21 protein-coding genes are annotated in these 24302 nt (G+C 64.9%); 9 read left to right on the forward strand and 12 right to left on the reverse strand.

The features are described from left to right. Positions 1-44: 44 nt before the first annotated feature. Complete coding sequence (locus DZC52_RS12560; protein WP_116651497.1) at positions 45-1283, forward strand: saccharopine dehydrogenase family protein; 1239 nt, start codon at positions 45-47, stop codon at positions 1281-1283. A 164-nt stretch (positions 1284-1447) separates the two neighbouring features. Here DZC52_RS12560 and DZC52_RS12565 read toward each other — a convergent pair whose 3' ends face one another. From DZC52_RS12565 to DZC52_RS12575, 3 genes are all read right to left on the reverse strand, one after another. Beyond that, positions 1448-3031, reverse strand: coding sequence for an FMN-binding glutamate synthase family protein (locus tag DZC52_RS12565; RefSeq protein WP_116651498.1), 1584 nt, complete (start codon positions 3029-3031; stop codon positions 1448-1450). Between the two features lie 65 nt (positions 3032-3096). Beyond that, complete coding sequence (locus DZC52_RS12570; protein ID WP_181918942.1) at positions 3097-5370, reverse strand: penicillin acylase family protein; 2274 nt, start codon at positions 5368-5370, stop codon at positions 3097-3099. 22 nt (positions 5371-5392) lie between these two features. Further along, positions 5393-6727, reverse strand: a complete 1335-nt coding sequence (locus DZC52_RS12575; RefSeq protein ID WP_116651500.1) for a diguanylate cyclase — start codon at positions 6725-6727, stop codon at positions 5393-5395. Between the two features lie 186 nt (positions 6728-6913). On the opposite strand from DZC52_RS12575, the gene efpL reads away from it, so the two are divergent. Further along, positions 6914-7480: an elongation factor P-like protein EfpL gene (gene efpL, locus DZC52_RS12580; RefSeq protein ID WP_116651501.1), complete on the forward strand. Its 567-nt coding sequence runs from the start codon at positions 6914-6916 to the stop codon at positions 7478-7480. Between the two features lie 3 nt (positions 7481-7483). Next, on the forward strand, positions 7484-8593 hold the full coding sequence (locus DZC52_RS12585; protein WP_116651502.1) for a prephenate dehydrogenase/arogenate dehydrogenase family protein: 1110 nt from the start codon (positions 7484-7486) through the stop codon (positions 8591-8593). Positions 8594-8610: 17 nt separating this feature from the next. Here DZC52_RS12585 and DZC52_RS12590 read toward each other — a convergent pair whose 3' ends face one another. The 5 genes from DZC52_RS12590 to DZC52_RS12610 all read right to left on the reverse strand — a co-directional run bounded on the left by DZC52_RS12590 (position 8611) and on the right by DZC52_RS12610 (position 15492). Then, positions 8611-8883 carry a polyhydroxyalkanoic acid system family protein gene (locus DZC52_RS12590; protein ID WP_116651503.1) on the reverse strand — a complete coding sequence of 91 codons (273 nt, stop codon included), beginning with the start codon at positions 8881-8883 and terminating at the stop codon, positions 8611-8613. Next, positions 8880-11639, reverse strand: coding sequence for an EAL domain-containing protein (locus DZC52_RS12595; protein WP_116651504.1), 2760 nt, complete (start codon positions 11637-11639; stop codon positions 8880-8882). The genes DZC52_RS12590 and DZC52_RS12595 overlap by 4 nt, the downstream gene beginning before the upstream one ends. Beyond that, entirely contained in the window at positions 11636-12010 is a 375-nt protein-coding gene (locus tag DZC52_RS12600; protein WP_116651505.1) for a response regulator, read from the reverse strand. Before DZC52_RS12600 ends, DZC52_RS12595 begins: the two co-directional genes overlap by 4 nt. Beyond that, entirely contained in the window at positions 12007-14052 is a 2046-nt protein-coding gene (locus DZC52_RS12605) for a hybrid sensor histidine kinase/response regulator (RefSeq protein WP_181918943.1), read from the reverse strand. Before DZC52_RS12605 ends, DZC52_RS12600 begins: the two co-directional genes overlap by 4 nt. A 192-nt stretch (positions 14053-14244) precedes the next feature. After that, positions 14245-15492, reverse strand: coding sequence for a threonine/serine exporter family protein (locus DZC52_RS12610; protein WP_181918944.1), 1248 nt, complete (start codon positions 15490-15492; stop codon positions 14245-14247). An 85-nt stretch (positions 15493-15577) separates the two neighbouring features. On the opposite strand from DZC52_RS12610, the gene DZC52_RS12615 reads away from it, so the two are divergent. Next, positions 15578-16357 (forward strand): PhzF family phenazine biosynthesis protein, encoded by a 780-nt coding sequence (locus tag DZC52_RS12615; RefSeq protein WP_116651508.1) that lies wholly within the window; start codon positions 15578-15580, stop codon positions 16355-16357. Here DZC52_RS12615 and DZC52_RS12620 read toward each other — a convergent pair. The 4 genes from DZC52_RS12620 to arfB all read right to left on the reverse strand — a co-directional run bounded on the left by DZC52_RS12620 (position 16354) and on the right by arfB (position 20576). Further along, the gene (locus DZC52_RS12620) at positions 16354-17580 is read right to left on the reverse strand and encodes an amidohydrolase family protein (protein ID WP_116651509.1); all 1227 of its coding nucleotides are present in this window, start codon (positions 17578-17580) and stop codon (positions 16354-16356) included. The two genes, DZC52_RS12615 and DZC52_RS12620, sit on opposite strands and share 4 nt — an antisense overlap. Further along, positions 17577-18884, reverse strand: a complete 1308-nt coding sequence (locus tag DZC52_RS12625; RefSeq protein ID WP_116651568.1) for an amidohydrolase family protein — start codon at positions 18882-18884, stop codon at positions 17577-17579. Before DZC52_RS12625 ends, DZC52_RS12620 begins: the two co-directional genes overlap by 4 nt. Before the next feature lie 110 nt (positions 18885-18994). Then, positions 18995-20053 (reverse strand): NAD(P)-dependent alcohol dehydrogenase, encoded by a 1059-nt coding sequence (locus DZC52_RS12630; RefSeq protein ID WP_116651510.1) that lies wholly within the window; start codon positions 20051-20053, stop codon positions 18995-18997. Positions 20054-20153: 100 nt separating this feature from the next. After that, a complete protein-coding gene (gene arfB / locus DZC52_RS12635) occupies positions 20154-20576 on the reverse strand; it encodes an alternative ribosome rescue aminoacyl-tRNA hydrolase ArfB (RefSeq protein WP_116651511.1) in 423 nt (140 codons plus the stop codon). Between the two features lie 93 nt (positions 20577-20669). On the opposite strand from arfB, the gene DZC52_RS12640 reads away from it, so the two are divergent. The 5 genes from DZC52_RS12640 (at position 20670) to DZC52_RS12660 (ending at position 24302) form a co-directional block, all read left to right on the forward strand. Next, a complete protein-coding gene (locus DZC52_RS12640) occupies positions 20670-22109 on the forward strand; it encodes a sensor domain-containing diguanylate cyclase (protein WP_116651569.1) in 1440 nt (479 codons plus the stop codon). Positions 22110-22122: 13 nt separating this feature from the next. Then, positions 22123-22443: a hypothetical protein gene (locus DZC52_RS12645; RefSeq protein WP_116651512.1), complete on the forward strand. Its 321-nt coding sequence runs from the start codon at positions 22123-22125 to the stop codon at positions 22441-22443. Then, complete coding sequence (locus tag DZC52_RS12650) at positions 22440-22784, forward strand: DUF6122 family protein (RefSeq protein ID WP_116651513.1); 345 nt, start codon at positions 22440-22442, stop codon at positions 22782-22784. The genes DZC52_RS12645 and DZC52_RS12650 overlap by 4 nt, the downstream gene beginning before the upstream one ends. A 115-nt stretch (positions 22785-22899) precedes the next feature. Next, positions 22900-23925 (forward strand): Acg family FMN-binding oxidoreductase, encoded by a 1026-nt coding sequence (locus DZC52_RS12655; protein ID WP_116651570.1) that lies wholly within the window; start codon positions 22900-22902, stop codon positions 23923-23925. Then, the gene (locus DZC52_RS12660) at positions 23922-24302 is read left to right on the forward strand and encodes a hypothetical protein (protein ID WP_116651514.1); all 381 of its coding nucleotides are present in this window, start codon (positions 23922-23924) and stop codon (positions 24300-24302) included. Before DZC52_RS12655 ends, DZC52_RS12660 begins: the two co-directional genes overlap by 4 nt.

Raw genomic sequence — 24302 nt, forward strand, 5'->3', positions numbered from 1 at the left:
CGGCGTGATATCTTCATGCTGAACTCTCAGGGAACGGGGACAGCATGAGCGAGCGCGAATTCGACATCGTCCTGATGGGGGCGACCGGCTTTACCGGCCGCCTCGTGGCCGAGCATCTGGTGCGGCGCCACGGCGTGGGCGGGCAGCTCAAGTGGGCTCTGGCCGGGCGCAGTCGGGAAAAGCTCGAGAAGATCCGCATCGAGCTCGGCGAGACGGCCGCCGGCCTGCCGCTGATCGTGGCCGACAGCCACGACCGGGGCTCGCTGGACGAAATGGTGAATCGCACCCGCGTGGTCTGCACCACGGTGGGGCCGTACGCGCTGCACGGGTCGGACCTGGTGGCCGCCTGCGCGGCCAACGGCACCGATTACTGCGACCTTTCCGGCGAAGTGCCCTGGATGCGCCGGATGCTCGACCAGCATGGCGATGCCGCCGCGAAGAGCGGGGCGCGCATCGTCCATTGCTGCGGCTTCGACTCGATTCCCTCTGACATGGGCGTTTGGTTCCTGCAGCGGGAGGCGCAAGAACGCCTCGGTCAGTCGCTCGAACGGGTTCGCATGCGTGTGAAGGCGGCAAAGGGCGGCCTCAGCGGCGGTACCTACGCCTCGATGCTCAACATCGTCGAAGAAGCGCGCCGCGACAAGGAAGTCGCCCGGGTACTGAAGAACCCGTACGCACTGTGTCCGCCCGATGCGCGCGAGGGCGAGCGCCAGCCCTACGTCTCCTCAGCCCTGTACGACCCGGTATTCGAAGTCTGGACCGCACCGTTCGTGATGGCCGCCATCAACACCCGGGTCGTGTTCAAGGCCAACGCCCTTTCCGGGTTTTCCTACGGCCGGGAGTTTCGCTACGACGAGGCCGTGATGACCGGTCGGGGTTTCTCCGGGCGCATGAAGGCGACGATGGTGTCGCTGGGCATGGGCGCCTTCGCCTTGGGGGCCGCACTGGGTCCGACGCGGGCGCTGCTGAAGAAGATGGTGCTGCCCAAGCCCGGCGAAGGACCTTCGGCCGAAGCGCGCGAAGCGGGATTCTTCAAGATCGTCATCGACGGTCGCAATGACGGCGGCGACCAATCGCTGCGGGTGGCCGTCAGCGGTGACCGCGATCCGGGCTACGGCTCGACTTCGAAGATGCTCGGCGAGACGGCGCTTGCCCTGGCCCTGGATCTCGGCGCTGACGAACGGCCGGGCGGCATGTGGACTCCTTCCACGGCGCTCGGCGAAAAGCTGCTAAAGCGTCTGCGTGAGCATGCCGGTTTGAAGTTCGAGGTGCTTGAGGGCTGACGCCCTTTCGTTCGTTCGCTGCTTCGTTCATTCGTTCATTCGTTCTTTGGTTCTTTCGTTCCGGCGCGTCTAGCGTTGGGGGCACGGGGTCGGTTGGTGCTGTCGGGTGTCTTGGGGGTCCCGCGGCACCAACCTGACCCAAGCCCCAAATCCCGAACCCGGGTTCACGTCCAGCGATCGGACCGCGCGCTCTTCCAGGCCTCGCTGAACAGGCCGTGGCCGTTGCCCTCGTCGAGCAATTGTCCTGGCTCGAGAAATTCGTAGAGCTCGGCAAAACTGGCGACTTTCAGGTCGCCCGATCGGCGATAGATGTGGTGGGGCATGACTTCGTCGGGATGATTCAGTCCCATCGCCGAGAGCATCTTGATGAGCGCCTCGATGGTGCGCTGGTGGTAGCGCTGCACGCGCGGAATCTTCTCTTCCACGACCAGGCCGCGCCGCAGCGCCGGATCCTGTGTGGTCACGCCGGTGGGGCAGGTGTTGCTGTTGCACCTCAGCGACTGGATGCAACCCAGGGCGAACATCATGGCTCGCGCACTGTTGCAGCCGTCGGCGCCGAGCGCGAACGAGCGGATCATGTGGAAGGCGCTGAGGATCTTTCCGCTGCAGATGATGCGGATGTCGTCCCTGAGATTGGTGCCGGTGAGAATGTCGTGGACCACGACGAGCGCATCGCGCTTGGGCATGCCCAGGGAGTTGGAGAACTCCAGCGGAGCCGCACCCGTGCCGCCTTCGCCGCCGTCGACGGTGATGAAGTCCGGCCGGATGCCGGTATCCAGCATGGCCCGGCAGATGGCCAGGAAATCGCTGATGCGCCCCATGCAGAATTTCATGCCCACCGGCTTGCCGCCGGACAGTTCGCGCAGCTTGCCGATGAACTCCATCAGCTCCACCGGCGTGGAAAACGCGCTGTGGGCCGGCGGTGAGATGCAGGCTTCTCCCACCGCTACCTCGCGTGCCTCGGCGATCTCGCGGTTGACCTTGGGCGCGGGCAGGATGCCTCCGGCGCCGGGCTTGGCGCCCTGTGAGAGCTTGACTTCGATCATCCGGATGCTCTCGCCGGCAGCGACCTCCTCGAAGCGCTCCGGGTTGAACCGGCCCTCCGGCGTGCGGCAGCCGAAGTAGCCGCTCCCGATCTGCCAGATCAGGTCGCCGCCGTGCTCGAGGTGGTAGCGCGACACGCCGCCCTCGCCGGTGTTGTGCGCGAAGCCGCCGGCCCTGGCGCCGCCGTTGAGGGCGAGAATGGCGTTGGACGAAAGCGACCCGAAACTCATCGCCGAGATGTTGAGCAGCGAGGACGAGTAAGGCTGCTTGCAGTCCTTGCCGCCGATGTCGATGCGGGGCTCTTCGTCCAGCTGCGGCGCGGGAACGGTGCAGTGCGCGGCCCACTCGTAGCCGGGTCGGTAGACGTCGCGGTGCGTCCCGAAGGGCCGCGTTTCCAGGTCTCCCTTGGCGCGTTGATAGATCAGCGAACGGTACTCCCGCTCCACCGGGTAGGCATCCAGGTTGCTCTCGACCAGGTATTGCTGGATCTCGGGCCGGATGTGCTCGATCAGGTAGCGAAAGTGCCCGATGATCGGGAAATTGCGCAGCACGGTGTGCCTGGTCTGCATGGCATCACGGATACCGAGCGCCAGCAGCGGCGCGATCACGAGCAGCGACCACCAGACCGGCGGCCACAGCAGCCCGACCAGGCCGATCACCGCGAAAGCGATCAGCAGGATGACGAAGGTGTACTGTCTGGCCATGCGCGCAGACTAGCCCGGATCGCGCCCGAATTGAAGGGGAAGGCCGTTGACCGGTTTCGGGGACTTCAGGGTTCGAGCACCAGCCGGCTGGCGGCTTGCCGCTCGACCGCGTCCCGCGACCAGGGCACCGTCCAGGGCTCGCCGGTCAGGAAATCCGAGAAGAAGTCATCGAAATGCGGGCTGAAGGGGTTGCCCGACTGGCCGAAGGTGAGGTTGAGCGTGAACGCGTCGGGATCGGCCCAGTCCATCACGTAGCGCATCGACGCGCCGGCCCGCACGCGCAGGCTGCCGGCTTCCGGGTCGAAGCTGACATAGCTGACGTTGAGCGAGCCGGCGTCACCGCCGCGCGCTACCGGGCCACGGGAGAGATCCAGCCAGGTATCGAGCAGCGGATTGTTCGCCATGGGATGGGCGATGGACAGCGCCTGGATGCGTCCGAGCGGGTGGATGCCGATCATCAGGGCGTCCTCGAGTGCCTGCAAGGCCGCGCGATCGCGATCGATGCCGGCCGGAAAGGCCTCCTCGGGAGCCGAGTGCGTCCAGTTGTCGAGCAGGGGGCGCATTTCCCACCACTCGGCGACGCGATCGTCCTGTTCCGCCTCGAAGACGGCGCGCGCCAGGTAGTGCCACCAGAGCTGGAACAGGCCCGCCATGTCGCTATCGGCGCGCATCGTGCCGTCCCAGCGCCGCAGTTCCGAGGCGATTGCCCTGCGGCCGGAGTCTTCGGCGACCTCGGCCAGCCAGTCGCGCCAGCTCAGTGCCCGGTCGGAGGTCTGGCTGAGCTGGAAGCGACGCATGTCTTCTCGATCGAAACTGGCTTGCCCCGACAGGTAGTCGCTGATGCGGCGCATGCGCAAATGCTTGTAGAAGCCCGGGATGGGATAGGGCCAGTCGTTGCCGGCGGCGTGGTTGTTGGAGTTGGCCAGCCAGCCCTGGTCCGGGTTGAGTGCCCAGGGACGGTCCTCGGGCGGATGGAAGCCGTCCCAGTCATTGATCGGGTCGGTTGCGTCGAGCACGCTGAAGAACCGCTGGTGCCGGCGAACCGGGATCGGCGTCGACTGGACGTAGCCGATATTGCCGCCGCGGTCGGAGTAACTCCAGTTGACCGACAGCGCTCCCATCCGGGTCGCGGCGTGACGAAACGTCTCGAAGTCGCCGGCGCGGTTGAGCGCCAGACCGTTGGAGACGACGTCGGCCAGCGGCAGTTCGAAACCGGCCCAGCGCATGACCAGCACATGGCCGTCTTCCTTGTCGATGACGCGCCCCATCGGGGTGTAGAAGAACTCGCGCTCGAGCGGCTTCTCGCGGCCGCGAATCTCGATGGACTCCTCGCGGGCGATCATCTTCTGCCAGCCGTTCGGGCCGCGCACCCGCTGTGGATCGTCCGGGTGCCGCGGCTGGCGGTAGGTTTCGAACACGTCCACCGGCGCCACTGTGAAGGCCCAGGCAATCCGGCCGTTGTGGCCCATGGCGACGAAGGGCAGGCCCGGGGCGGTCACGCCGACGACATCGAGCGTCTCGGCCGAATGCAGGCCCACCGCGTACCACATGCCCGGTGCGCGGTCGATGTCCAGGTGAGGGTCGGAGGCGTGCAGGGCCGCGCCGCTTTCCGACTTCGAGGGCGCGACGACCCAGGTGTTCGAGGCCTGGGTGATCGATTGCCGGGGCAGCGTCGCCCGCGTCCAGTCGGGCAGCTCGCTGAGCCAGTCGGCGGCGGGTTGGCCGTGGCGGTCGGTCAGCGCATGCCAGGCTTCGCTGAGGCGTTGCACCAGGGTGGTCGGGTAGAAGGTCTGGTAATAGGCGATGGTCAGGACATCCTCGCGGCTCCAGGGCTCGGGTTCGACGCCGAGCATGAGCAGGCCGGGCGGCAGGCGGTCGGCCGCGTCGATGTGTCGGTTGATGCCGTCGACGTAGGCGTCGAGGAGGGCGGCCGTTTCGGCGTCGAGCTCGGGGCGCTCCTCCGCGACGCGGCGGGCGAAGCCGTAGGAGCGGTGCAGGATGTCGAGCTCGACGGCCGCTTCCCCGATCATTGCCGAGAGTTCGCCGCGGGCCATGCGGCGGATCAGTTCGAGTTGGAAGAGTCGCTCGCCGGCGTGCAGCCAGCCGAGGGCGCGCATGGCGTCGGCGTCCGTCCGGGCATAGACGCGCGGAATGCCGCGATCGTCGAACAGGATTTCCACGGGCTCGTCGAGGCCCGGAAACCCGACCTTGCCCTCGTAGGGCATGACCGAATCGTCCAGCCAGCTCGGTCCGCCGAACCAGGCTGCCGCCGCCACGCCAAGGACCGTCACCAGGCTGACGACCAGGCTGCGCTTGAGAATTCCGCGGTTGCTTGACACGAGCCTCTCCCGGCGTATCGGACTAGGAGTCGCTTCCCGTGAGCGACAGGGTATCGTCATCGTCGCCGGAGCCGTCGGCGGGGATGCTTACGACCTGGTTGCGTCCCTGGGACTTGGCCCGATAGACGGCCCGGTCGGCCAGGCGGATCACCGCGTCCAGCTCGATGTTCTGCCGCGGTCCGACCGCGCTGACGCCCATGCTGGCCGTGACGTGCAGACCCGCCGGCTCGAGGACCTCGAGCGCGAGGCGGAGTTCTTCCGCGCGCCGCGTTGCCGCTTCGAGGGGGCAGCCCGGCAGGACCAGGAGGAGCTCTTCTCCGCCGAAGCGAACGGCGAAGTCCTCGTCGCGGCAGGACTTGGTCAGCAGGTCGCCGACCTGGCTCAGCACCTCGTCGCCAACCAGGTGGCCGTGGCGGTCGTTGATCTGCTTGAAGTGATCGATGTCGATCAGGATCAGTCCCAGGCCGTCGGAGTCGCCGCACTGGCTGTCTTGCTGGCGCGTGAAATCGCTCAGCGCATTGCGGTTGTGCAGGCCGGTCAACGGATCGGTCATGGCCAGGTCGTAGAGTTGCCGGCGCTGCTGCTGCACCTGGTCGAACAGCTGCTTGTTGACGATCAGGTTGCTGATACGCGCCCGAGCTTCCTCGATGATGACCGGTTTGTTGATGAAGTCGTTGACGCCGAGCCGGAACAGTTCGACCCGACGCACGGGATCCTCCATGCCTGACATTGCCAGGATGGGCAGGCGAGTCTTGTCCGGATAGCGTTCGCGAAGGCGATTGACCAGCGCAATCCCGCTCATCTCGCCCTCGACCAGGATGTCGCTGATGACCAGGTCGTGGCGCTCTTCGTCGAAGGCTTCCCAGGCGTCGGATGCGCTGCGGAAATGATCGACTTCCAGGTTCATCTTGGCGAGGAGGTGGATCATGATGCGGCTGACTGTCCGGCTGTCCTCGACGTACAACACACAACCGGACGGTGGATCCGAATCGGTCTCGCCGTCGCGGATGAAGCGCCTGGCGCGGTTGAACAACTGCTGGATGTCGGTCTTGGCGTGGATGTCGGTCACGCCTGCCTCGAAGGCCCTGCGGCGAACCTGCTTGTCTTCGACCGAAGTCAGGAGGATGACGGGCACATCGTGGCCGTGCGCCATCCTGCGAACTTGCCGGGTGAATTCGATACCGTCGGTGTCCGGAAGGGAAAGGGAAACGCAGATCATGTCGACGCGTTCGCGCTCGATGCGCGCCAGCCCCGATTCGCCGTCGTCGCACATCAGGGGTTCGTGTCCGGCACGCTTCATCAGGCGCTGCCAGATCGCGCGAAACACCTTCGAGTGATCGACGACGAGAATCTTCAACCTGTTGTCCCTTGACTTGCCGGCCGGAGCCGACCCTCCCCGTAGACCGTGCAACATAGCACAGGCGCGGACGGCGGGCACCGGCTCGGGCGCTCGCGCCGTGCCGACGGCGGCCTTGCCCCGACAGACGGCATTTGCAGTATGCTTTGCGGCCGATTGCCGGCAAAAAGATCACTTGGAGGCAGAATGCCCAGGGTCAATGAAATCAAGCGCGGTCAGGTCGTCGAGCACGACGGCGGCGTGTTCGCGGTCCGAAACATCGAACGTTCGGCGCCCACCGCTCGCGGCGGCGGCACGCTCTACCGCTTCAAGCTGCAGGCCATTCCGGGCGGCGACCGCAAGGAAGTCACCCTGAAGGGCGACGACGTCCTCAAGGACGCTGACCTCGTGCGCCGCCAGAGCGAGTTTTCCTATCGCGACGGCAACCAGTTCGTGTTCATGGACAGCGAGGACTTCAGCCAGTACCTGGTGGATGCCGAAGCCGTGGGCGAAGCCGCCGACTACATCACCGACGGCCTCGACGGCATCTACGTGCTGATCATCGACGACACGCCGGTGGCCATCCAGTTGCCCCAGTCGGTGGTTCTGGACGTGACCGACACGGCGCCGGTGATGAAGGGTGCGACGGCGACCAAATCGAACAAGCCGGCCACGCTGGAGACCGGCCTGGAGATCCAGGTGCCCGACTACATCACGCCGGGCGAGAAGGTTCGCGTCAATACCGAAAGCGGCGAGTTCATGGGCCGCGCCTGATCGGTGGACGAGCGCGAACTCCAGGCCCGTCTCGCGGCCCTGCGCAAGGAGCTCGACGGCGTCGATGCCGACTTGATCGAGCTGGCCGGCCGGCGCCAGGAGCTGGTTTCCGACATCGGCCGGCTCAAGAAGTGCCATGGCCGGCAACTGCGCGACTTCAAGCGAGAGCGTGAGGTCCTCGATGGCGTGCGCAGGGCGGCCGAATCCAGGGGGCTGGATCCCGCGCTGGCCGAGGACCTGTTCCAGCGCCTGATCGAAGCCTCGTTGACCCGCCAGGAAAGGGAACGACTGCAGCTGGCCCGGCACGGGCACGGCAAGCGGGCGCTGGTTATCGGCGGCGCGGGGCGGATGGGTCGCTGGCTGGCCGCCTTCCTGGACGGCCAGGGCTTCGACGTGATTGTCGCCGACCCGGCGGTGGAGACCGATGGCGCATCCCGCTTCGCCGACTGGCGCGAGGCGCCCGCCGACGTGGCGATCATCGCCGTCACCGCACCGCTGAGGGTCTCAGCCGCGATTCTCGGCGAACTCGCCCAGCGCACGTCGAACGCGCTGGTCTTCGACATCGGCTCGCTCAAAAGCCCGCTTGCGCCGGCGCTCAGGTCGGCTGCCGAGGCGGGCCTGCGGGTCTGCTCGGTGCACCCGATGTTCGGACCCGATACCCAGCTTTTGTCCGAGAAACACGTCCTGCTGATGGATGTCGGCAATGCGGAAGCCGTCGAGGCGGCGCGCTCGCTTTTCGCCGACACCCTGGCGGAGGTAGTCGTCATCGACCTGGACGAGCACGATCAACTGATGGCGCCGGTACTGGGCCTGTCGCACGCGCTGAGCATCGTTTTCTTCACCGCCCTGGCCGACAGCGGCGTACCGGCCGAGCGCCTGGCACGGTTGTCGAGCACCACCTTCGACCGCCAGCTCGCCATCGCCCGCGGTGTTGCCGGTGAGAGCCCCGACCTCTACTTCGAGATCCAGTCGCTGAACCGCCACGGCGACGGCGTCCGGGAGGTGCTGCTACAGGCCGTTCAGACCCTGATCCACGCCATCGAAAGCGACGACGCCGATGCGTTCCGGCATTTGATGGCTCGGGGAAAGACGTATCTTTCCGAGTTGGAGTAGGAGCGCAGCCGCGCACATCAGGCGAAGTGTTCGTCCAGATAGCGGTTGATTTCCTTCTCCACGGCCGGCTGAAGGTAGGTGAACAGGAAGGCCAGCTTGGCCCGGACGTGGACGGCTTCTTCGTCCACGTCGATTTCGCCGTGCACGCCGGGGCGCTCGAATACGATGGTGTCTCCGTCCCATCCGTACTCGATGCTGAACTTATCGGCAAGATCGGAAGCCAGGTCGTCGGCGACCTGTTGCGCGTCCTCGAGGCTCATCGAGTGCGGCTTTCGGATGTCGATGCTCATTCTTTGTCGTTATTGTCCTTGCTGTAGTCGGCAAACCAGCGGGCGAAGTCTTCGGCCGGAAGCGGTTTGCTGTAGAAGAAACCCTGCACCAGGTCGCAACCGGCCCGGGAAAGATAGTCGCGCTGGGATTCAGTTTCAACGCCCTCGGCCACCGTTCCGAGCCCCAGGCTCCGGGCCAGGCGGATGATCGCGATCACGATGGCCTCGCTTTCGTTGTGCCGCCCGAGCTCCTGGATGAACGAGCGGTCGATCTTGAACTGATCGATCGGGAATCGCCGCAGATAGGCGAGGGAGGAGTAACCTGTTCCGAAGTCGTCGATGGAAATTTCCAGCCCCAGAGACTGCAGTTTTCCCAGAATGCGCGCGGCTTCCTCAGCGCTGTCCATCACCACCGACTCGGTGATCTCCAGGCGCAGGCGGTCGGCCGGGGCGCCTGAGCGGTCAAGGGCATGGACAATATGCTCGCCCAGTTGCGGGTCGCGGAACTGGCGGGCAGAGAGGTTGATGGCGACTCGGAGGTCGATGCCATCATCCAGCCAGGTTCGAACTTGCCGGGTCGCTTCCTCGAGTACCCATTTACCCAGGGGAATGATCAGCCCCGTTTCCTCGGCCAGGGGGATGAAGTCGTCGGGTCCGATCCATTTCTCGTTATCGTGCCATCGCAGCAGGGCTTCGGCGCCCACCACCCGGTTGGTTTCGAGCGAGATGACGGGCTGGTAGAACAGCTGCATGTCCCGGTTTTCCACGGCCCGACGCAGGCGCGACTCCATGTCGATTCGCCTCAGGGCCGAGGCGTTCATGTCTTCGGTGTAGTAGCGGAACTGGTTGGCGCCCATCTGCTTGGCACGGTACATGGCGATGTCGGCGTTGCGCAGCAGGGTGTCGTAGTCTTCGCCATTGTCGGGAAATACGCTGATCCCGATGCTGGCCGAGATGTTCATCTCCCGGCCGGCGACGTGGAACGGTTTCTCCAGTGATTCGAGAATCGATCGGGCGGCGCCGGGCAGGTCGCCGGCGTCCTCGATGTCCTGCACCATCACGACGAATTCATCGCCGCTGAGCCTGGCGGCCGTCTCGCGCGGCCCGATGGCGGACCGGAGGCGGTTCCCGGCCTCGCGCAACACTTCGTCGCCCGCCGAACGACCCAGGCTGTCGTTGATCCGTTTGAACTGATCGAGGTCGATGAACAGCAGCGCGACGCGGCTCTTGTCGTAACGCGCCGCCGTGATGGCCTGTTCGGTCCGGTCCCGAAGCAAGTTGCGGCTGGCCAGTTCGGTGAGCGTGTCCTGGCTGTACTGTTTCTCGAGCTGCTCTTCGTACTGCTTTCTCTCGGTGATGTCGTTGATGATGCTCACGAAGTGAGTAACGACCCCCTCTTCGTCAAGTACGGGCGCGAGAGTCAGCTCGTTCCAGAACAGTGTGCCGTCCTTGCGGTAGTAGCGGATGACGGCTTCGCCTTCACGTTGATTCCTTATGGCGCTTCGGATCGCGCTCAGGCCGCGCTGATCCCGGTCTTCGCCATAGAGGAAGCGCGGATTGCGCCCCATCGCCTCTTCCCGGCTGAAGCCTGTAATCCTTTCGAAGGCGGCGTTGACGTAGATGATCGGTGCCTCGGGCGTTGCCGCAGTGATCATCACGCCGTTGGGAGACGCTTCGATTGCGCGTCGGCTTAGCCGATTGAACTCCTCGGCCGACTTCAGGCTTGCTTCGGCCGCCTGGTGCAGCGACTCGCGGTGGTAGTTGTCCATCGCATAGGAGATGTCGCTGCTGACCTCCCCGATGAGATCGGTCAGGGGAGCGTCGAAGAAGCCGGTCTCGGCGGCGTACAGGCACAGGGCGCCGCGCAGTTGGCCGTTGGCATGGAGCGGGCAGGCGGCCGCGGACTTCAGCTGAAACCGCTCGAAAACGGGATGGAGTTCGGCCAGCCTGGCCTCGGCGAGCAGGTCATTGCTGAGGAAGACCCGGTTCTCCCCGACGGCGATCTCCACCGGCGTCCTGAAGGGTTGTTCGAGCGTGAAGGTGCCGACCTGGTCGAAAATGCCCTCGTCGCCACCGTGCCGGGCAGCCACTTCGATGGTCCGGCCGTCTGCTGTCAGCAGGCCCACCCAGGCGAGCGTGAAACCACCGCGCTCGACCGCGATGCGGCAGGCTCCCTCCAGCAAGTCCTGCTGGTGGCGCGTGTGCACGATCAACTGGTTGATGGCGCTCAGGGCGGAGTAGAGTCGGTTGAGTCGCTCGATCTGGGCCTTGGCCGACTGCAGTTCCTCGACGCGACGGGCCAGCTCTGCGCTGCGGTCCTCCAGCTTTCGAACCAGCGCCTGGCTGTAGCGCCGCTCGGCTTCCGGGCCGCTCGTTCGCGGCTCCCGGACCTTGACCGATTGACTTCCCGCCTGATCGAGCACGGCCTCGATCCGCTTCAGGAATACCTCGGGTTCGGTCGGTTTGATCAGGAAAGCGTCGGCGCCCAGGTCGCGCGCCAGCCGTTCGTCCTCCGACTGGGTGTAGGTGGCCGTGTAGACGATAAACGGAATGGCCGAGAGGTTGCGATCCGCCTTCCATTCCCGAAGCAGGGTGTAGCCGTCCATGGTCGGCATCAGCAGGTCGCTGATGACGATGTCGGGCGGTTCTCGCCTGGCACGATCCAGCGCAAGTGCTCCGTTCTCGGCTTCGCTGATCTCGAAGCCGTTGGCGCTCAGCAGCGACCGCAGCAAGTAGCGGTTCTCTTCGTGATCGTCGACGATCAGGGCCCGTCTCATTCAGATTTCTCCAGAAACTGCTCGACTTCGTCGGCAAATCTCGCGGGATCGATGGGCTTCTCGATGTAGCCGGTGCATCCGGCCGCCAGGCAATTCTCTCGATCGCCCGGCATGGCATAGGAGGTAACCGCGACGATGGGCGTGTCAGCGAGGGCCTGCCTGGACTTCAACCGGCGAGCCACTTCGTAGCCGTCCATGCCCGGCAATTGAATGTCGAGCAGGATCAGGTCCGGTGCTTCCTCGTCCGCGAGCCTCAGTCCGGATGGTCCGTCGGACGCCGATATGACCTGCCACTGCCGTGCGCCCAGCAGGTAGTTGACCAGGTAGGCGTTCTGTTCGTTGTCCTCGATGAGCAGGATCTTTCCCCTCATGCTGGTTCTCCGGTCCTGGCTTCTTCCAGCGGCAGCCGCAGGACGAATGTCGTCCCCACTCCCCAGCGACTCGATACTTCGATGTCGCCGTTCATCAGCTCGGTCAGGCGCTTGCAGATTACCAGTCCGAGCCCGGTGCCTTCATGCTTGCGCGAAAGCGTGGAATCGATCTGGCGAAAGGGAAGAAACAGATTGCGCATGTCTTCTTCGCGAATGCCGACGCCGGAATCTCGAATCGTGACGATTACCGGATTCTGCTCTCCTTCCTGCGCCATGTCGATTCCGACATCCACCGAGCCCGATTCGGTGAACTTCACGGCGTTACCGATGAGGTTGAACAGGATCTGCTCGAATCGGCGCGCATCGCCCAGTCGCCGGCCGGGATCAGCGCGGTGCTCGACGTCGAGAGAGATGCCCTTGCGCTCCGCCAGCGGGCGAACGATGTCCACCACCTTCTCCACTGAGGCGCTGACGTCGAAGGCCTCCACGGCCAGGGTCATCTCTCCGGCCTCGATTCGCGAGATGTCGAGCACGTCGTTGATGAGCGTGAGCAGGTGCTGAGAGCTGTTTCGCACCATCTCGAGCTGCTTGGTCTGCTCCCCGTTGAGCGGACCGGCCAGTTCCTGCAGCAGGATGCCCGTGAACCCGATGATGGAGTTGAGCGGCGTACGCAACTCATGGCTCATGGTTGCCAGGAACGCCGACTTGACGCGATCGGCGGCCTCGGCCCGGTCACGTGCGACGGCCAGTTCGGCCTCGACGCGCTTTTGCACCGTGATGTCGACCAGCAGTCCGACGATCCCCAGTGGTGACTGTTCGGGTCCCTGGATGCGGGCGGCAGAGTAGAGCATCTGGTGGCGTGTGCCATCGGCGAAATCCAGCGTGATCTCCCGATTGATCGATCCGCCCAGTTCGAGCAGGCGGCGCTGCTCCAGCTCGAAGTCCTCGCGTTGCGAACGGGGCAGGTAGTCGAGTTCGGTCACGCACTTGCCGGCAATGTCGTCACGGCTGAGACCGAAGGCGCGTTCGTAAGCCCGGTTGCAGCCGGTGAAACGCAACTCGGTGTCCTTGTAATAGATGAGGCTGGGAATATGGTCGATCAGGGACTGGAAGAACGCCGAGGTCTCGCGCAGCTCCCGGGTGCGCGAATTCACGCGGCGTTCGAGCTCACGCGTGTGATGCCGCGCCTGTTCATAGACCTGCCGTGTACGTGCGCGCACCTGGTTGCGCAAGACGAGCACTAGCACGAGGCCACCAGTGAGCATGACGAACACGGCGGCGGCCGCCCAGGGCAGCCAGTCGGGCCAGGTGGTCATTGGCGGGCCGCTGGTCCAGCGTTCCAGGCTGCGATACCAGGGTGATTGGGGATCCTGCTTGAATTCGACCAGGTGACGGTCGATGGCGTCGAGCAAACCCTGGCGGCCGACTAACGGCGCGGCGAAGTACAGTCGCGAGGGAGAGAAGATCACCGAGGTATCTTCAAGGCCAAATTTCGCTGCGTTGTGTTCCCCGAAAAAGCGGTTGGTGATCACTGCGTCGGCGCGACCGGCGCGCACCGCCTCGAAGGCGGCAGCGAAGTCGGGGTAGGGCATCGTATCCAGCGTGATGCCGAAGCCGCTGACCATGTTGTCGAGTTGGCTTTGCTGGATCGAACCCTCGAGCACGGCGACGCGTTTTCGGTCCAGGTCCAGGATGGAGCGGATGGCGCTGCCTACCGGGGCGTAGACCTGGTGCCAGCTGGAAAGTGCGGGTTCCTCATGGAAAGCGAACAGTCCGGCGCGCTCTGCGGTGAGGGCCACATCCGGCATCAGGTCGATGCTGCCGGTGGTCAGCCGGTCCAGCCCTTGCTGCCAGGTGCCCGGGACGTATTCGAGTTGCCAGCCTTCGCGTTCGGCGATCGCTTCGACCAGGTCGATGAAAATGCCCTGCGGTTGGCCGCTTGGACCGAGACCGACCTTGGGGCTGTTCTGATAGATGCCGACCCGGACCGTGTCCGAATCAAGCGGGAGCGTGGGCGACTGGGCCGGAAGCGGGGTGCTCAACAGCGCGAACGCGCCTGCGAAGGCGATGAAAAGCCCCTTCGTGAATGGAAGAACTGAAACCCCTCTTGGTGCGGGCCGGAAACCCGACTCGCTCTCCTGTCTCGCCACCTGCGCCCTCCCGCGTCTAAGTGGAACCCGAGACTCAGCATACGTAAAACGGGGGCGCCTTGCCATTCCCCCGCGAAGCGAGGCCTAAAGGAGGTTGCGCGGAGGAAGCAGCACGCTGGCCAGAATCATGCCCGTGGTCAGGGCCACGGCGATGATGCCGGCGAGAATGGCCGTTTCGACGCCCGCGACGACGTTGTCCTGCAGGAGCGTCGCCAGGCTCCTCAGGCCGATACTTCCCGGAACCAGCAGGATCAGGCCTGGAATGTGCAGGATCGAGGAGGGGCGGCGGGACAGCAGCACGAAGAGGTTTCCCGCAAGGCCGACGGCAAGCCCGCCGACAAAGGCGCCGACGATGGGCGCTTCGAGCCAGCCGCCCAGGCCGCTGCCCATCCAGGCGATGAATGAAACCATCAGGATCCAGAACCAGTCGCGCATGTGCGCCTGGATGAGCATCATCAGGCCGGCGGCGGCGCTGACGAGTCCGACCAGCGGTAGCCAGGCGGGTCGAAAAGACGCCTCGGTCAAAGCGACCGGTCCGACCACGGCCTGGCCGGCCATGCCGCCCAGCACCAGGCCAAAGGCCAGCAGGGCAAAGACGGTCACCGAGAAGGAAAGTCGTGATGATCCCGATACCAGGTGACCGGTCGAAAGCTCGCGGGCGGCCGTGGTGAGATCCATGCCGGGAAGCAGGGGGATCATGGCGGCGAGGATCGCCGGCATCAAGGCGGTGCGGCCGTCGAAGCCGCACCAGAGCGAACCCAGGAAGGTGATGAGCATGGCGACCATCGGCATGATCAGGCGAGAGCGCTCGACGTGTTGCTGCATCCACCAGATGCTCCCGCCGGCCACCGCGCCCAGCGGTGCGGCCATCAGGGACTCGCGCCAGCCGCCGCCCAGCAGCGAAGCGACGCCGCCGCCGATGAGAACGAAGGCCAGCACCTGCAGCCAGGCCCCATACAGCGGCGGGGCCGCGTCGATGGCGCGCACTCGCTCGTCGGCCTGCTGCGGGTCGATGCGGCCCTCGTTGAGATCCTCCATGACCTCGGTGAGGTCGGCCAGCTTCGAGAGATTGGCCGATCCCGGATCGGAGCGTGCGAGAAAGGTCTGCTGCTTGTCGCCGTCGCCCAGGGAAACGATCAGCGCGGTGGGCGTGGAGAAGAACTCTGCCTGCAGGCCCAGGCGCTCGGCCATGATCTGCATCGACGACTCCAGGCGATGCGCCGGCGAGCCGACGTGAAGCAGTGCACGGCCCAGGTTGAGCACCAGGCGTGCATAGCGGTCGGACGAGTAGGGTTGTTCGTCGCTGAGCGCTTCGTCGGTGGCGTCGTTCACCGCTGTCCTCACGGATGTCGTTGCAGTAAGTCGAAGTGTCGCATAATGCAGGGCCCACTTCCCCAAGCGAGGATGAACCCGCCACATGAAGCTCCGGTTATTCCAGGTGGATGCGTTCGCCGAGAAAGTCTTCGAGGGCAACCCCGCGGCGGTCGTGCCGTTGGACGAGTGGCTCGACGACGCTGTGCTGCTGGCGATCGCCAGCGAGAACAACCTCTCCGAGACGGCCTTCTTCGTGCCCGAAGGGTCCGGCTACTCGCTGCGATGGTTCACGCCCGAGGCGGAGGTCGACCTGTGCGGCCATGCCACGCTGGCCACCGCCCATGTGCTTTTCGAGCACCTCGGCTACGGCGGTGACGAGGTGGTGTTCGACAGCCGCAGCGGGGAACTGAAGGTGCGTCGATGCGACGCGGGCCTTGAACTGGATTTTCCGGCCGCGGCCAGCCGTGAGATCGGCATTCCCTCGGACATGGCCGAGGCGCTGGGTGCAAAGCCGCGCCAGGTCTTCGAGGGCGGCGATTGCATGGTGGTCTTCGGCAGCGAAGCCGAGATCCGTTCCCTGTCCCCGGACTTCCGGGCGCTCGCGCGCATGCCCGGCCGCGGCGTTATCGCCACGGCCCCCGGCGACGAGGTGGACTTTGTCAGCCGCTGCTTCTATCCCAGGCTGCGCGTGGACGAGGACCCGGTGACCGGGTCCGCCCATTGCCAGATGGTGCCCTACTGGGCCGAGCGGCTTGGCCGCGATGAGTTGCTCGCCCGCCAGGTATCCGCCCGCGGCGGTACCGTTCGCTGCCGGTTGGCCGGCGAGCGCGTGAAGCTCGCCGGCCCCGCGGTGGACTTCCTGGTCGGGACGATCCGGCTCTAGCGCCGGACTTCACTGACCCGGCGCCCCTCGATGACGGTGCCGGTGACGTTCGTGGTGTACTCGAACGGGTCGCCGTCGAACAGCGCGACGTCGCCGTCCTTGCCGACTTCCAGCGAGCCGACTTCGTCGGACAGGCCCAGGATTCTGGCCGGCGCCATGGTGACCATCTCCAGCGCCTGGTCGAAGCTGGCGCCGTAGGGAATCGTCATGGCCGCTTCGAACAGCACCACGCGCGTCTTGGGTACGTAGCCTTCGAAGCCCGACTGCATCGCGACTTCGATGCCGGCGTCCATCAGCTCGGCGGCGGTGGTGAAGGCCATGTGCTGGGTGTCGCCGCCGGCGCGGGCGCGCGCCATGGTCGGGTGGATGATCACCGGCACGTCGGCGGCCCTGATCTCGTCGATGAGCAGGTGGGCGTCGCTGGCGCCGGCCAGGATCAGCCGGAAGTCGAACTCGTCGGCCAGCCTGAGCGCGGTCATGATGTCGCTGTGGCGGTGTGCCTCGATGATCAGCGGCACCTCGCCGGAGAGCACGTCGACCAGCGCGTCCATTGCCAGGTCGCGCGCCGGCGACTTGCCTTCCTCGGCCGATTCGAGTTTGTCGCGGTATTCCTGCGCGGCGATCAGTTTGCCGCGCAGCATGGCGACGGCCTTGGAACGATTGCCCGGCGAGGAGCGCTCGTGGCGCGTGGCGCCTTCGCCCAGGGTGGCGGCCAGGGCCGAATAGGGCCGCACCACGGCCTCGTCGACAGTGTCGCCGGTGCTCTTGGCGATCAGCATCTGACCGGAGATCACCTCGCCCGGCCCGTGGCCGGTGTGCAGGGTGGTCACGCCGTGCTCGCGTTGCCAGCTCACCAGCTTCTCGAGCGGGTTGTAGGCGTCGATGGCGCGCAGCTCCGGCTGGATGGCGGCCGAGCGCTCGAGCTGGTCCTGGTCGTGGGGCTGGTTGAGGTAGCCCGACAGGCCCACGGTCGAGCGTGCGTCGATCAGGCCGGGCGTGGCCACGGCGGCATCGAGCACCAGCATGCCCTCGGGGATGTCGGTCGAGTCGGCGGGGCCGACGGCCGCGATCTTGCCGTCCTCGATGACCACCACGCCGTCTTCGATCATCTCGCCGGGTGCGGTGTAGAGCTTGCCGGCGCGCACGGCGATGTCCTGCGCCAGGGCGGGCCCGGCGGCGGCCAGCAGGGCCAGTACGGTCAGGGTCTTCTTCATCGTTTTCATTCCGTACCTCCATGGCCGTGGATGTGGCCGTTGCCGTCGTCGTCGCTCAGCGCGTTAAAGCCGCCCTCGGCGACCAGGCGGTCGTCTTCGTCGTCCAGGTCGAAGCGGCGCTCGCCCTCCACCCAGGTTTCGAGCACGCGGGTGTAGACGCTGAACGGGTCGCCGGAGAGGATCACGAAGTCGGCATCCTTGCCCGGAGTCAGTGTGCCCACTTGGTCGGCGATGTCGAGCATCTCAGCGCCGCGGATGGTCAGGGCTTCGAGCGCGGCTTCGCGCGACAGGCCCGCGCGGATGGCCATGCCGGCCATGCGCAGGAAATAGCGCGAGTCGGTCACCCAATCGTCGGTGTGCAGGGCCACGTCGGCGCCGGCGCGCTCCAGGGCGGGAGCGGACCGCGCCAGCATGTTCTTCGCTTCGAGCTTGCCGCCCGGGCTGTCGATCAGGATCAGCGACACCGGCACGTCGGCCGCGGCAATCTCGTCGGCAACGCGCCAGGCTTCGCTGGTGTGGTGCAGCACCATGCGGAAGTCGAACTCTTCCTTCAGGCGCATGGCGGTCATCAGGTCGTCGTGGCGATGGCTGTGGAAGTGGACCATGCGCTTGCCGCTCAGGACCTCGGCCAGGGCTTCGAGCCCCAGGTCGCGCGGCGGCGCTTCGCCTGCTTCGGCACTGGCCACTTTCTCAGCGTACTCCTGCGCCTTGATGTATTCGGCGCGCACCAGGGCGGCGGACTTCGCACGGGTGCCCGGGAAGGGCGGCTGGCGCATCGGGTTGGTCCCGTTGGCCATCTTCATGCCGCCGGCGATGCCGCCATCTTCGAAGCGGTAGGCCAGGTCGGTGATGGCGTTGCCCTCGCGCAGCTTGAGATAGACCGTCTGCCCGCTGATCAGGTGACCCGAGCCGGGCATGATGTTGACGCTGGTGATGCCGCCCGACAGCGCGCGCTTCATGCCCGAGCTGAGCACGTTGACCGAGTCCATGGCCCGCGCTTCGGGCTGGATCGGGCCGGAGCGGTCGCCGCCCGAAACGTCGCCGACGTGGCTGTGCGTATCCACGATGCCGGGCATGATCACCGAATCCGATTCGAGCTCGACGACTTCCGCGCCTTCGGGAATGCTTATGTCGTCGCGGGCGCCGACGGCTTCGATTGCGCCATCGACGACAACCAGTGCACCGTTGTTGATCGGATCGCCGTCGATCGGGATGATCCTTGCGCCGACGAAGGCGCGAGTCTGCGCCGTCACGGCAGACGGAATTGCGACCAGCAGCAGGATTGCTGCCAGTCCGTGTGAAAGGCTTCTCAAGAGCGTCTCCTTCAATGTAGCCAGCGGGCGCTAGAAGATGTCAGAGCGCGCCGTGCAATGCAATCGACAACAGCGAACGCCGCGATTCGATTTGCTTATGATCGACGCGCTCAGGCCTGCCTGAGCGTCTTCATGTCGATGACGAAGCGATAGCGCACGTCGCCCTTCTTCATCCGTTCGTAGGCTTCGTTGATGTTCCGGATGTCGAGCATCTCGATATCGCAGCTGATGTCGTTGTCGGCACAGAAGTCGAGCACTTCCTGCGTTTCGGGCAGGCCGCCGATCAGCGAACCGATCAGCGCCCGGCGCGTGAAGATCATCTGGCCGACATCCAGCGGCGGGTTGACCGGCGTGAGCTGGCCCACCAGCAGGTAGGCGCCGTCGACGTCCAGGCAGCTCATGTAGGGATTGAGGTCGTGTTCGACCGGAACGGTGTCGAGGATGTAGTCGAGCGACCCGGCGGCCGCCGCCATCTGTTCGTCGTCGGCGCTGATGACGACGTTGTGCGCGCCGTTGCGCCTGGCTTCTTCAACCTTGGCTTCAGAGCGGGTGAACAGCGTGACTTCCGCGCCCATCGCCTTGGCGAACTTGATGCCCATATGGCCCAGGCCGCCCATGCCGACCACGCCGACGCGGTCGCCGGGCTGGACGTCGACGTAGCGCAACGGCGAATAAGTGGTGATGCCGGCGCACAGGATCGGTGCGGCGGCGGCCGGGTCGAGCTTTTCGGGGATGCGTACGACGAAGCGTTCGGCGACCCGGATGTGTTCGGAATATCCGCCGTAGGTCGTCGAGCCGTCATAGCGGTCCTTGCCGTTGTAGGTCGGCACGTTGCCCCCGGTACAGTACTGCTCCAGGCCGTCCTCGCAGCAGGCGCACTCGCGGCAGGAATCGACCAGGCAGCCCACACCGACCAGGTCGCCTTCCTTGTAGTTCTTCACGTCGCGGCCAACGCCGGTCACGCGGCCGACGATCTCGTGGCCGGGTACGACGGGATATTCGGTCATGCCCCAGTCGTTCTCGACGAAATGGATGTCGGTATGGCAGACGCCGCAGTAGAGAATCTCGATGGAGACGTCGTCCGGGCGCGGGGCGCGCGGTTCGTACTGCCAGGGCGCCAGCCCCGAATCGGGTGCCTGGGCGGCGTATGCGCGGGTCTGATCGCTCATGGGTCGAAGCCTCTCGTTGGATTAGAAATCGCTGAAATGGAAGAATAACGTATGGTGCAGCTCAAGCGTTAAAGCACCGTCAATTCGCGCCAACAGGGTGCTAATCCTCTATTTTCGGCGGTTTGCGGGCCCGCTTGATCTCCTTGCGGCGCTGCTTTTTCTTCTTCCAGCGTTTCTTGGCGGATCGCGAGGGCTTCGTCGGAATCCGCTTCTTCGGTTTGTGGTGCGCCTTCTCGATCAGCTCGGCCAGGCGTTCGCGGGCTTCTTCACGGTTGCGGTGCTGGCTGCGATGGCTCTTGGCCTCGATGGTGATGACGCCGTCGGTGTCGGCGCGCCGCCCGGCCAGTTCCAGCAGCCGAATCTTGACCGCCTGCGCCAGGAAGTCGGAATTGAGAACGTCGTAGCGCAGTTGCACGGCGGTCTCGGTACGATTGACATGCTGCCCGCCGGGGCCTCCGGCCAGGATGAACTGTTCATCCAGTTCGCTTTCCGGGGGCAGGAATCGGTTGGGCGTTGCAGGCATCGGTGATTTCCTTTAGATTCTGGCGCCAGTGTAAGGGGAACCCGCCCATGGACTGGAGCGGCAACCCGCTTCTTAGCGTTCGCCGGGTTGATCATGCTGCCAGCCAGAAATCGTTTCGTCATTGCGCTGCTAGCCCTGCTGGGCTCGGGCTTCCTCCTGACCAGCGTGCTCAGCTACTTCGTGGCCGAGCATTCGATGGACGAGCGCATTGCCGGCGAAATCCTGCCGCTGACCAGCGACAACGTCTACTCCGAGATCGAGCGTGATCTCCTGCGGTCGATCCTCATTTCCTCCCTGATGGCCAACGACACCTTCGTCCGGGACTGGATCACGGCCGGGGAAGAAGACCCCCAAGCCATCGTTCGCTACCTGCGCGAGATTCAGCGAGAATACGGCACGACGACGGCCTTCTTCGTCTCCGAAGACACGCACAACTACTACCACCCCACCGGCATCATCAAGCAGGTCGCTCCCGACGATCCGGCCGACGGCTGGTATTTCCGGGCGCGAAGGATGACCGACGATTACGAGATCAACATCGACCACGACACGGCAGACCGCTCTCGCCTGAGTATCTTCGTCAACTACCGCGTCGTCGACGGTCAGGGTCGCTTCCTGGGGCTGACCGGCATCGGTCTGGCCGTAGAGCAGGTCGTAGAGTTGATCGAGTCCTACGAGCGGCGATACAGCCGCGACATCTACTTTGTCGACCGGGATGGCGCGGTCACCCTGGCCAGCGATGAGGACGACTCGCATCCGGACCTGCAGCAGCGTCCCGGGCTGGCCCAGTTCGCCACGCGCATCCTGACCAACCCGAGCACGTCCCTGACGTATCAAAACGAGCAGGGTGAGACTGTATTCCTCAACAGCCGGCTGGTGCCGGAGTTCGGCTGGTATCTGCTCGTCGAGCAGAGCAAGAACGAAGCCGAGGGTCAGCTTCTGCGTGCGCTCGGGGTCAACATCATCCTGGCCCTGACGATCACCGGTCTGATTCTCGGCCTGGTCTATGTCACCCTCAACCGCTACCAGCGCCGCCTCGAGCAGATGGCGACCACCGACAAGCTCACCGGTGCTGCCAACCGTCACGTGTTTCAGATGCTGTTCGGCCAGGTGGTCGGCAATGCACGTCGGCGCAACGAGGCCGTTGCCTTGATGTGCATCGATCTCGATGGTTTCAAGACCATCAACGATCGCTACGGCCATCAGGCAGGAGACGGCGTTCTGCGCCAATTTGCCGATGTTGCCAACAGCATCATCCGCGAGTCCGATACCCTGTGTCGCTGGGGCGGTGATGAGTTCCTGGTCCTGATGGCCGGCTGCAATGCCAGCCAGGCTGCGCAGGTTGCCGAGAAGATTCGCAAGGTCGTGGACGAACGCAGCTTCACTTTCAGCGGCAAGAGTGTCGAGCTGACCATCAGCATCGGTGTGACTGAAGTCGCCATGGAAGACGCCATGGAGTCGGTTGTTGCCCGTGCCGACCAGGCGCTCTATCAGGCCAAGGAAGCCGGGCGCAATCGCGTGGCCAGTCTTTAGGGCTTTAGGGCTGTTGAATCATGGACAAACGGCGGAGATCCAGCAGTACCGGGACGGCGAGTATCCGGAAATCGGCACGCCTTCAGCCAAGATCGGGCAGCTGGAGGTCAACGGCTATTCAACGATCGGCTATTTCGCCTTGCCGGAGCATTGCTGGATTGACGACTTCTATGGGCCCCTCCAGGCCGATTTTTGGGCTTTACTTGAACGCCACGGCCGCAGTGAGGAGGCGCGCGCCATTGTCGAAGCCGAACGCCGAGAGATCGAATTGTATTCAGAATACAAGGCGTATCTCAGTCACGGCGTGTATATCGCGAGGAAGCATTGGGCATGATCCATATCGCCCTGCATTTCATGGTGCCGCTGCTGGTGGCTTTCACTTTCTACCGCAATCGATGGCAAGGCGCGGTGCTGATCATGGTCGCCACCATGTTGGTCGATGCCGACCATCTGCTGGCTGTTCCGATCTACGATCCCGAGCGTTGCTCCATCGGCTTCCATCCGCTGCACACCATGCCCGCGATCGCCGTCTACGCCGCGCTGTTCTTGTTTCCGCTGCTTCGGCGCCGGAAGGGCCCTGCCAAGGATCTGCAGCCGACCGCCCGCGTGCTTCACTTGGTCGGACTGGGCCTTCTGATCCATATGGCGCTGGACTGGATGGACTGCCTTCTGTGAATAGGCCTCACTACGGCTTTGAGGAGGCGATGCTGCCTGGTTGACGTCAATCAAAGGGTTGTAGCGGATGCGGCCCATACTGGGTTGGGATACCGAACTCAGGGAGAATGTGAGCATGGATTACGCTGCGAAAGCCGATGCCATTCGCCGCCCCGGCCCGATCAACGAGGCAAGCAGGGATTACCGCACGCTGGTCCACTACGCCACGCTGGCCGCGTCCAGCCACAACACCCAGCCCTGGCTGTTCAGGCTGTACGAGAGCGCCATCGAAATTCTGCCGGACCTGGAACGGCGCTGTCCGGCGGTGGATCCGGATGATCATCACCTCTACGCCAGCCTGGGCTGTGCCGCCGAGAACCTGCTGATCGCTGCCCGTGCCGCCGGGCTGGAAGGACATTGCACCTATGACCCGAAGACATCGGGTCTGCATATCCGCTTCGGGGCGGCCGCACCAAAACGCTCGGCGCTGTTCGATGCGATCGCAGAACGCCAGTGCAGCCGATCGGAATACGATGGTTCCCGGTTGACCGAAGACGAACTGCACAAGCTCGAGGCGGCCGGGCAGGGGGACGGCGTGTCGATCCTGCTCATCACCGACCGGCGTCGGATGAACGAGGTCGCCGAGTACGTGGCTCGCGGCAACAGCCTGCAGTTCGACGACGAGGCCTGGGCGCGGGAGCTGAAGTCCTGGATTCGCTTCAACGCCGGTGAAGCTGCCGATACCGGGGACGGACTCTACGGCCCGGTCATGGGCAGCCCGGCGGTGCCCCGCTGGCTGGGCCGACTTGCGATGCGCTTCGGTTTTTCCGCCGCCAAGCAGAATGCCAAGGATCGCCAGCACATCCTGAGTGCCTCGGCTGTCGCCGTCATCCATTCGGAATCGAATGACAAACCGCATTGGATCGAGGCCGGTCGCTGCTATCAGCGCGTGGCACTGCAAGCGACGGCGCTGGGTCTGAAGACCGCGTTCATCAATCAGCCGGTCGAGGTCGCCGAGCTGCGGCCGGACTTCGCGCGATTCCTGGAGTTGGGCGATCGCCGACCCGACCTGGTTGTTCGTATCGGCCGCGGGCCGGAGATGCCCGGATCACTCAGGCGGCCGGTTGACGACGTCATCGTGCAGGGGAGCAAAAGCCCATGATCGAATATCTGCTGTGCTGGTTCCTGCTGGCCGCGGTGGGTGTTGCAAACGGCACGCTTCGCCAGTACACCTACGGTCGACGTCTATCCGAGCTGGCTGCCCACCAGGTTTCCACGTTCACGGCCATTGTCTTGACCGGGTTACTTGTCTGGGGTGTCAGCAGCCTCTGGCCTCTTGCTTCGATCGGGCAGGCCTGGTTGGTGGGCGCAGTCTGGCTCGCCGCCACCATGGCCTTCGAATTCGGTTTTGGTCACTATGTCGTCGGCCACTCGTGGGAGAAGCTGTTGCGCGACTACAATCTGCGCCAAGGGCGACTCTGGCTGCTGGTGCTCGTCTGGACGCTTGTCATGCCGCCGCTGTTCCACACGCTTTCCTGA

This window comes from Wenzhouxiangella sediminis (assembly GCF_003410055.1).
Lineage (GTDB): Bacteria > Pseudomonadota > Gammaproteobacteria > Xanthomonadales > Wenzhouxiangellaceae > Wenzhouxiangella > Wenzhouxiangella sediminis.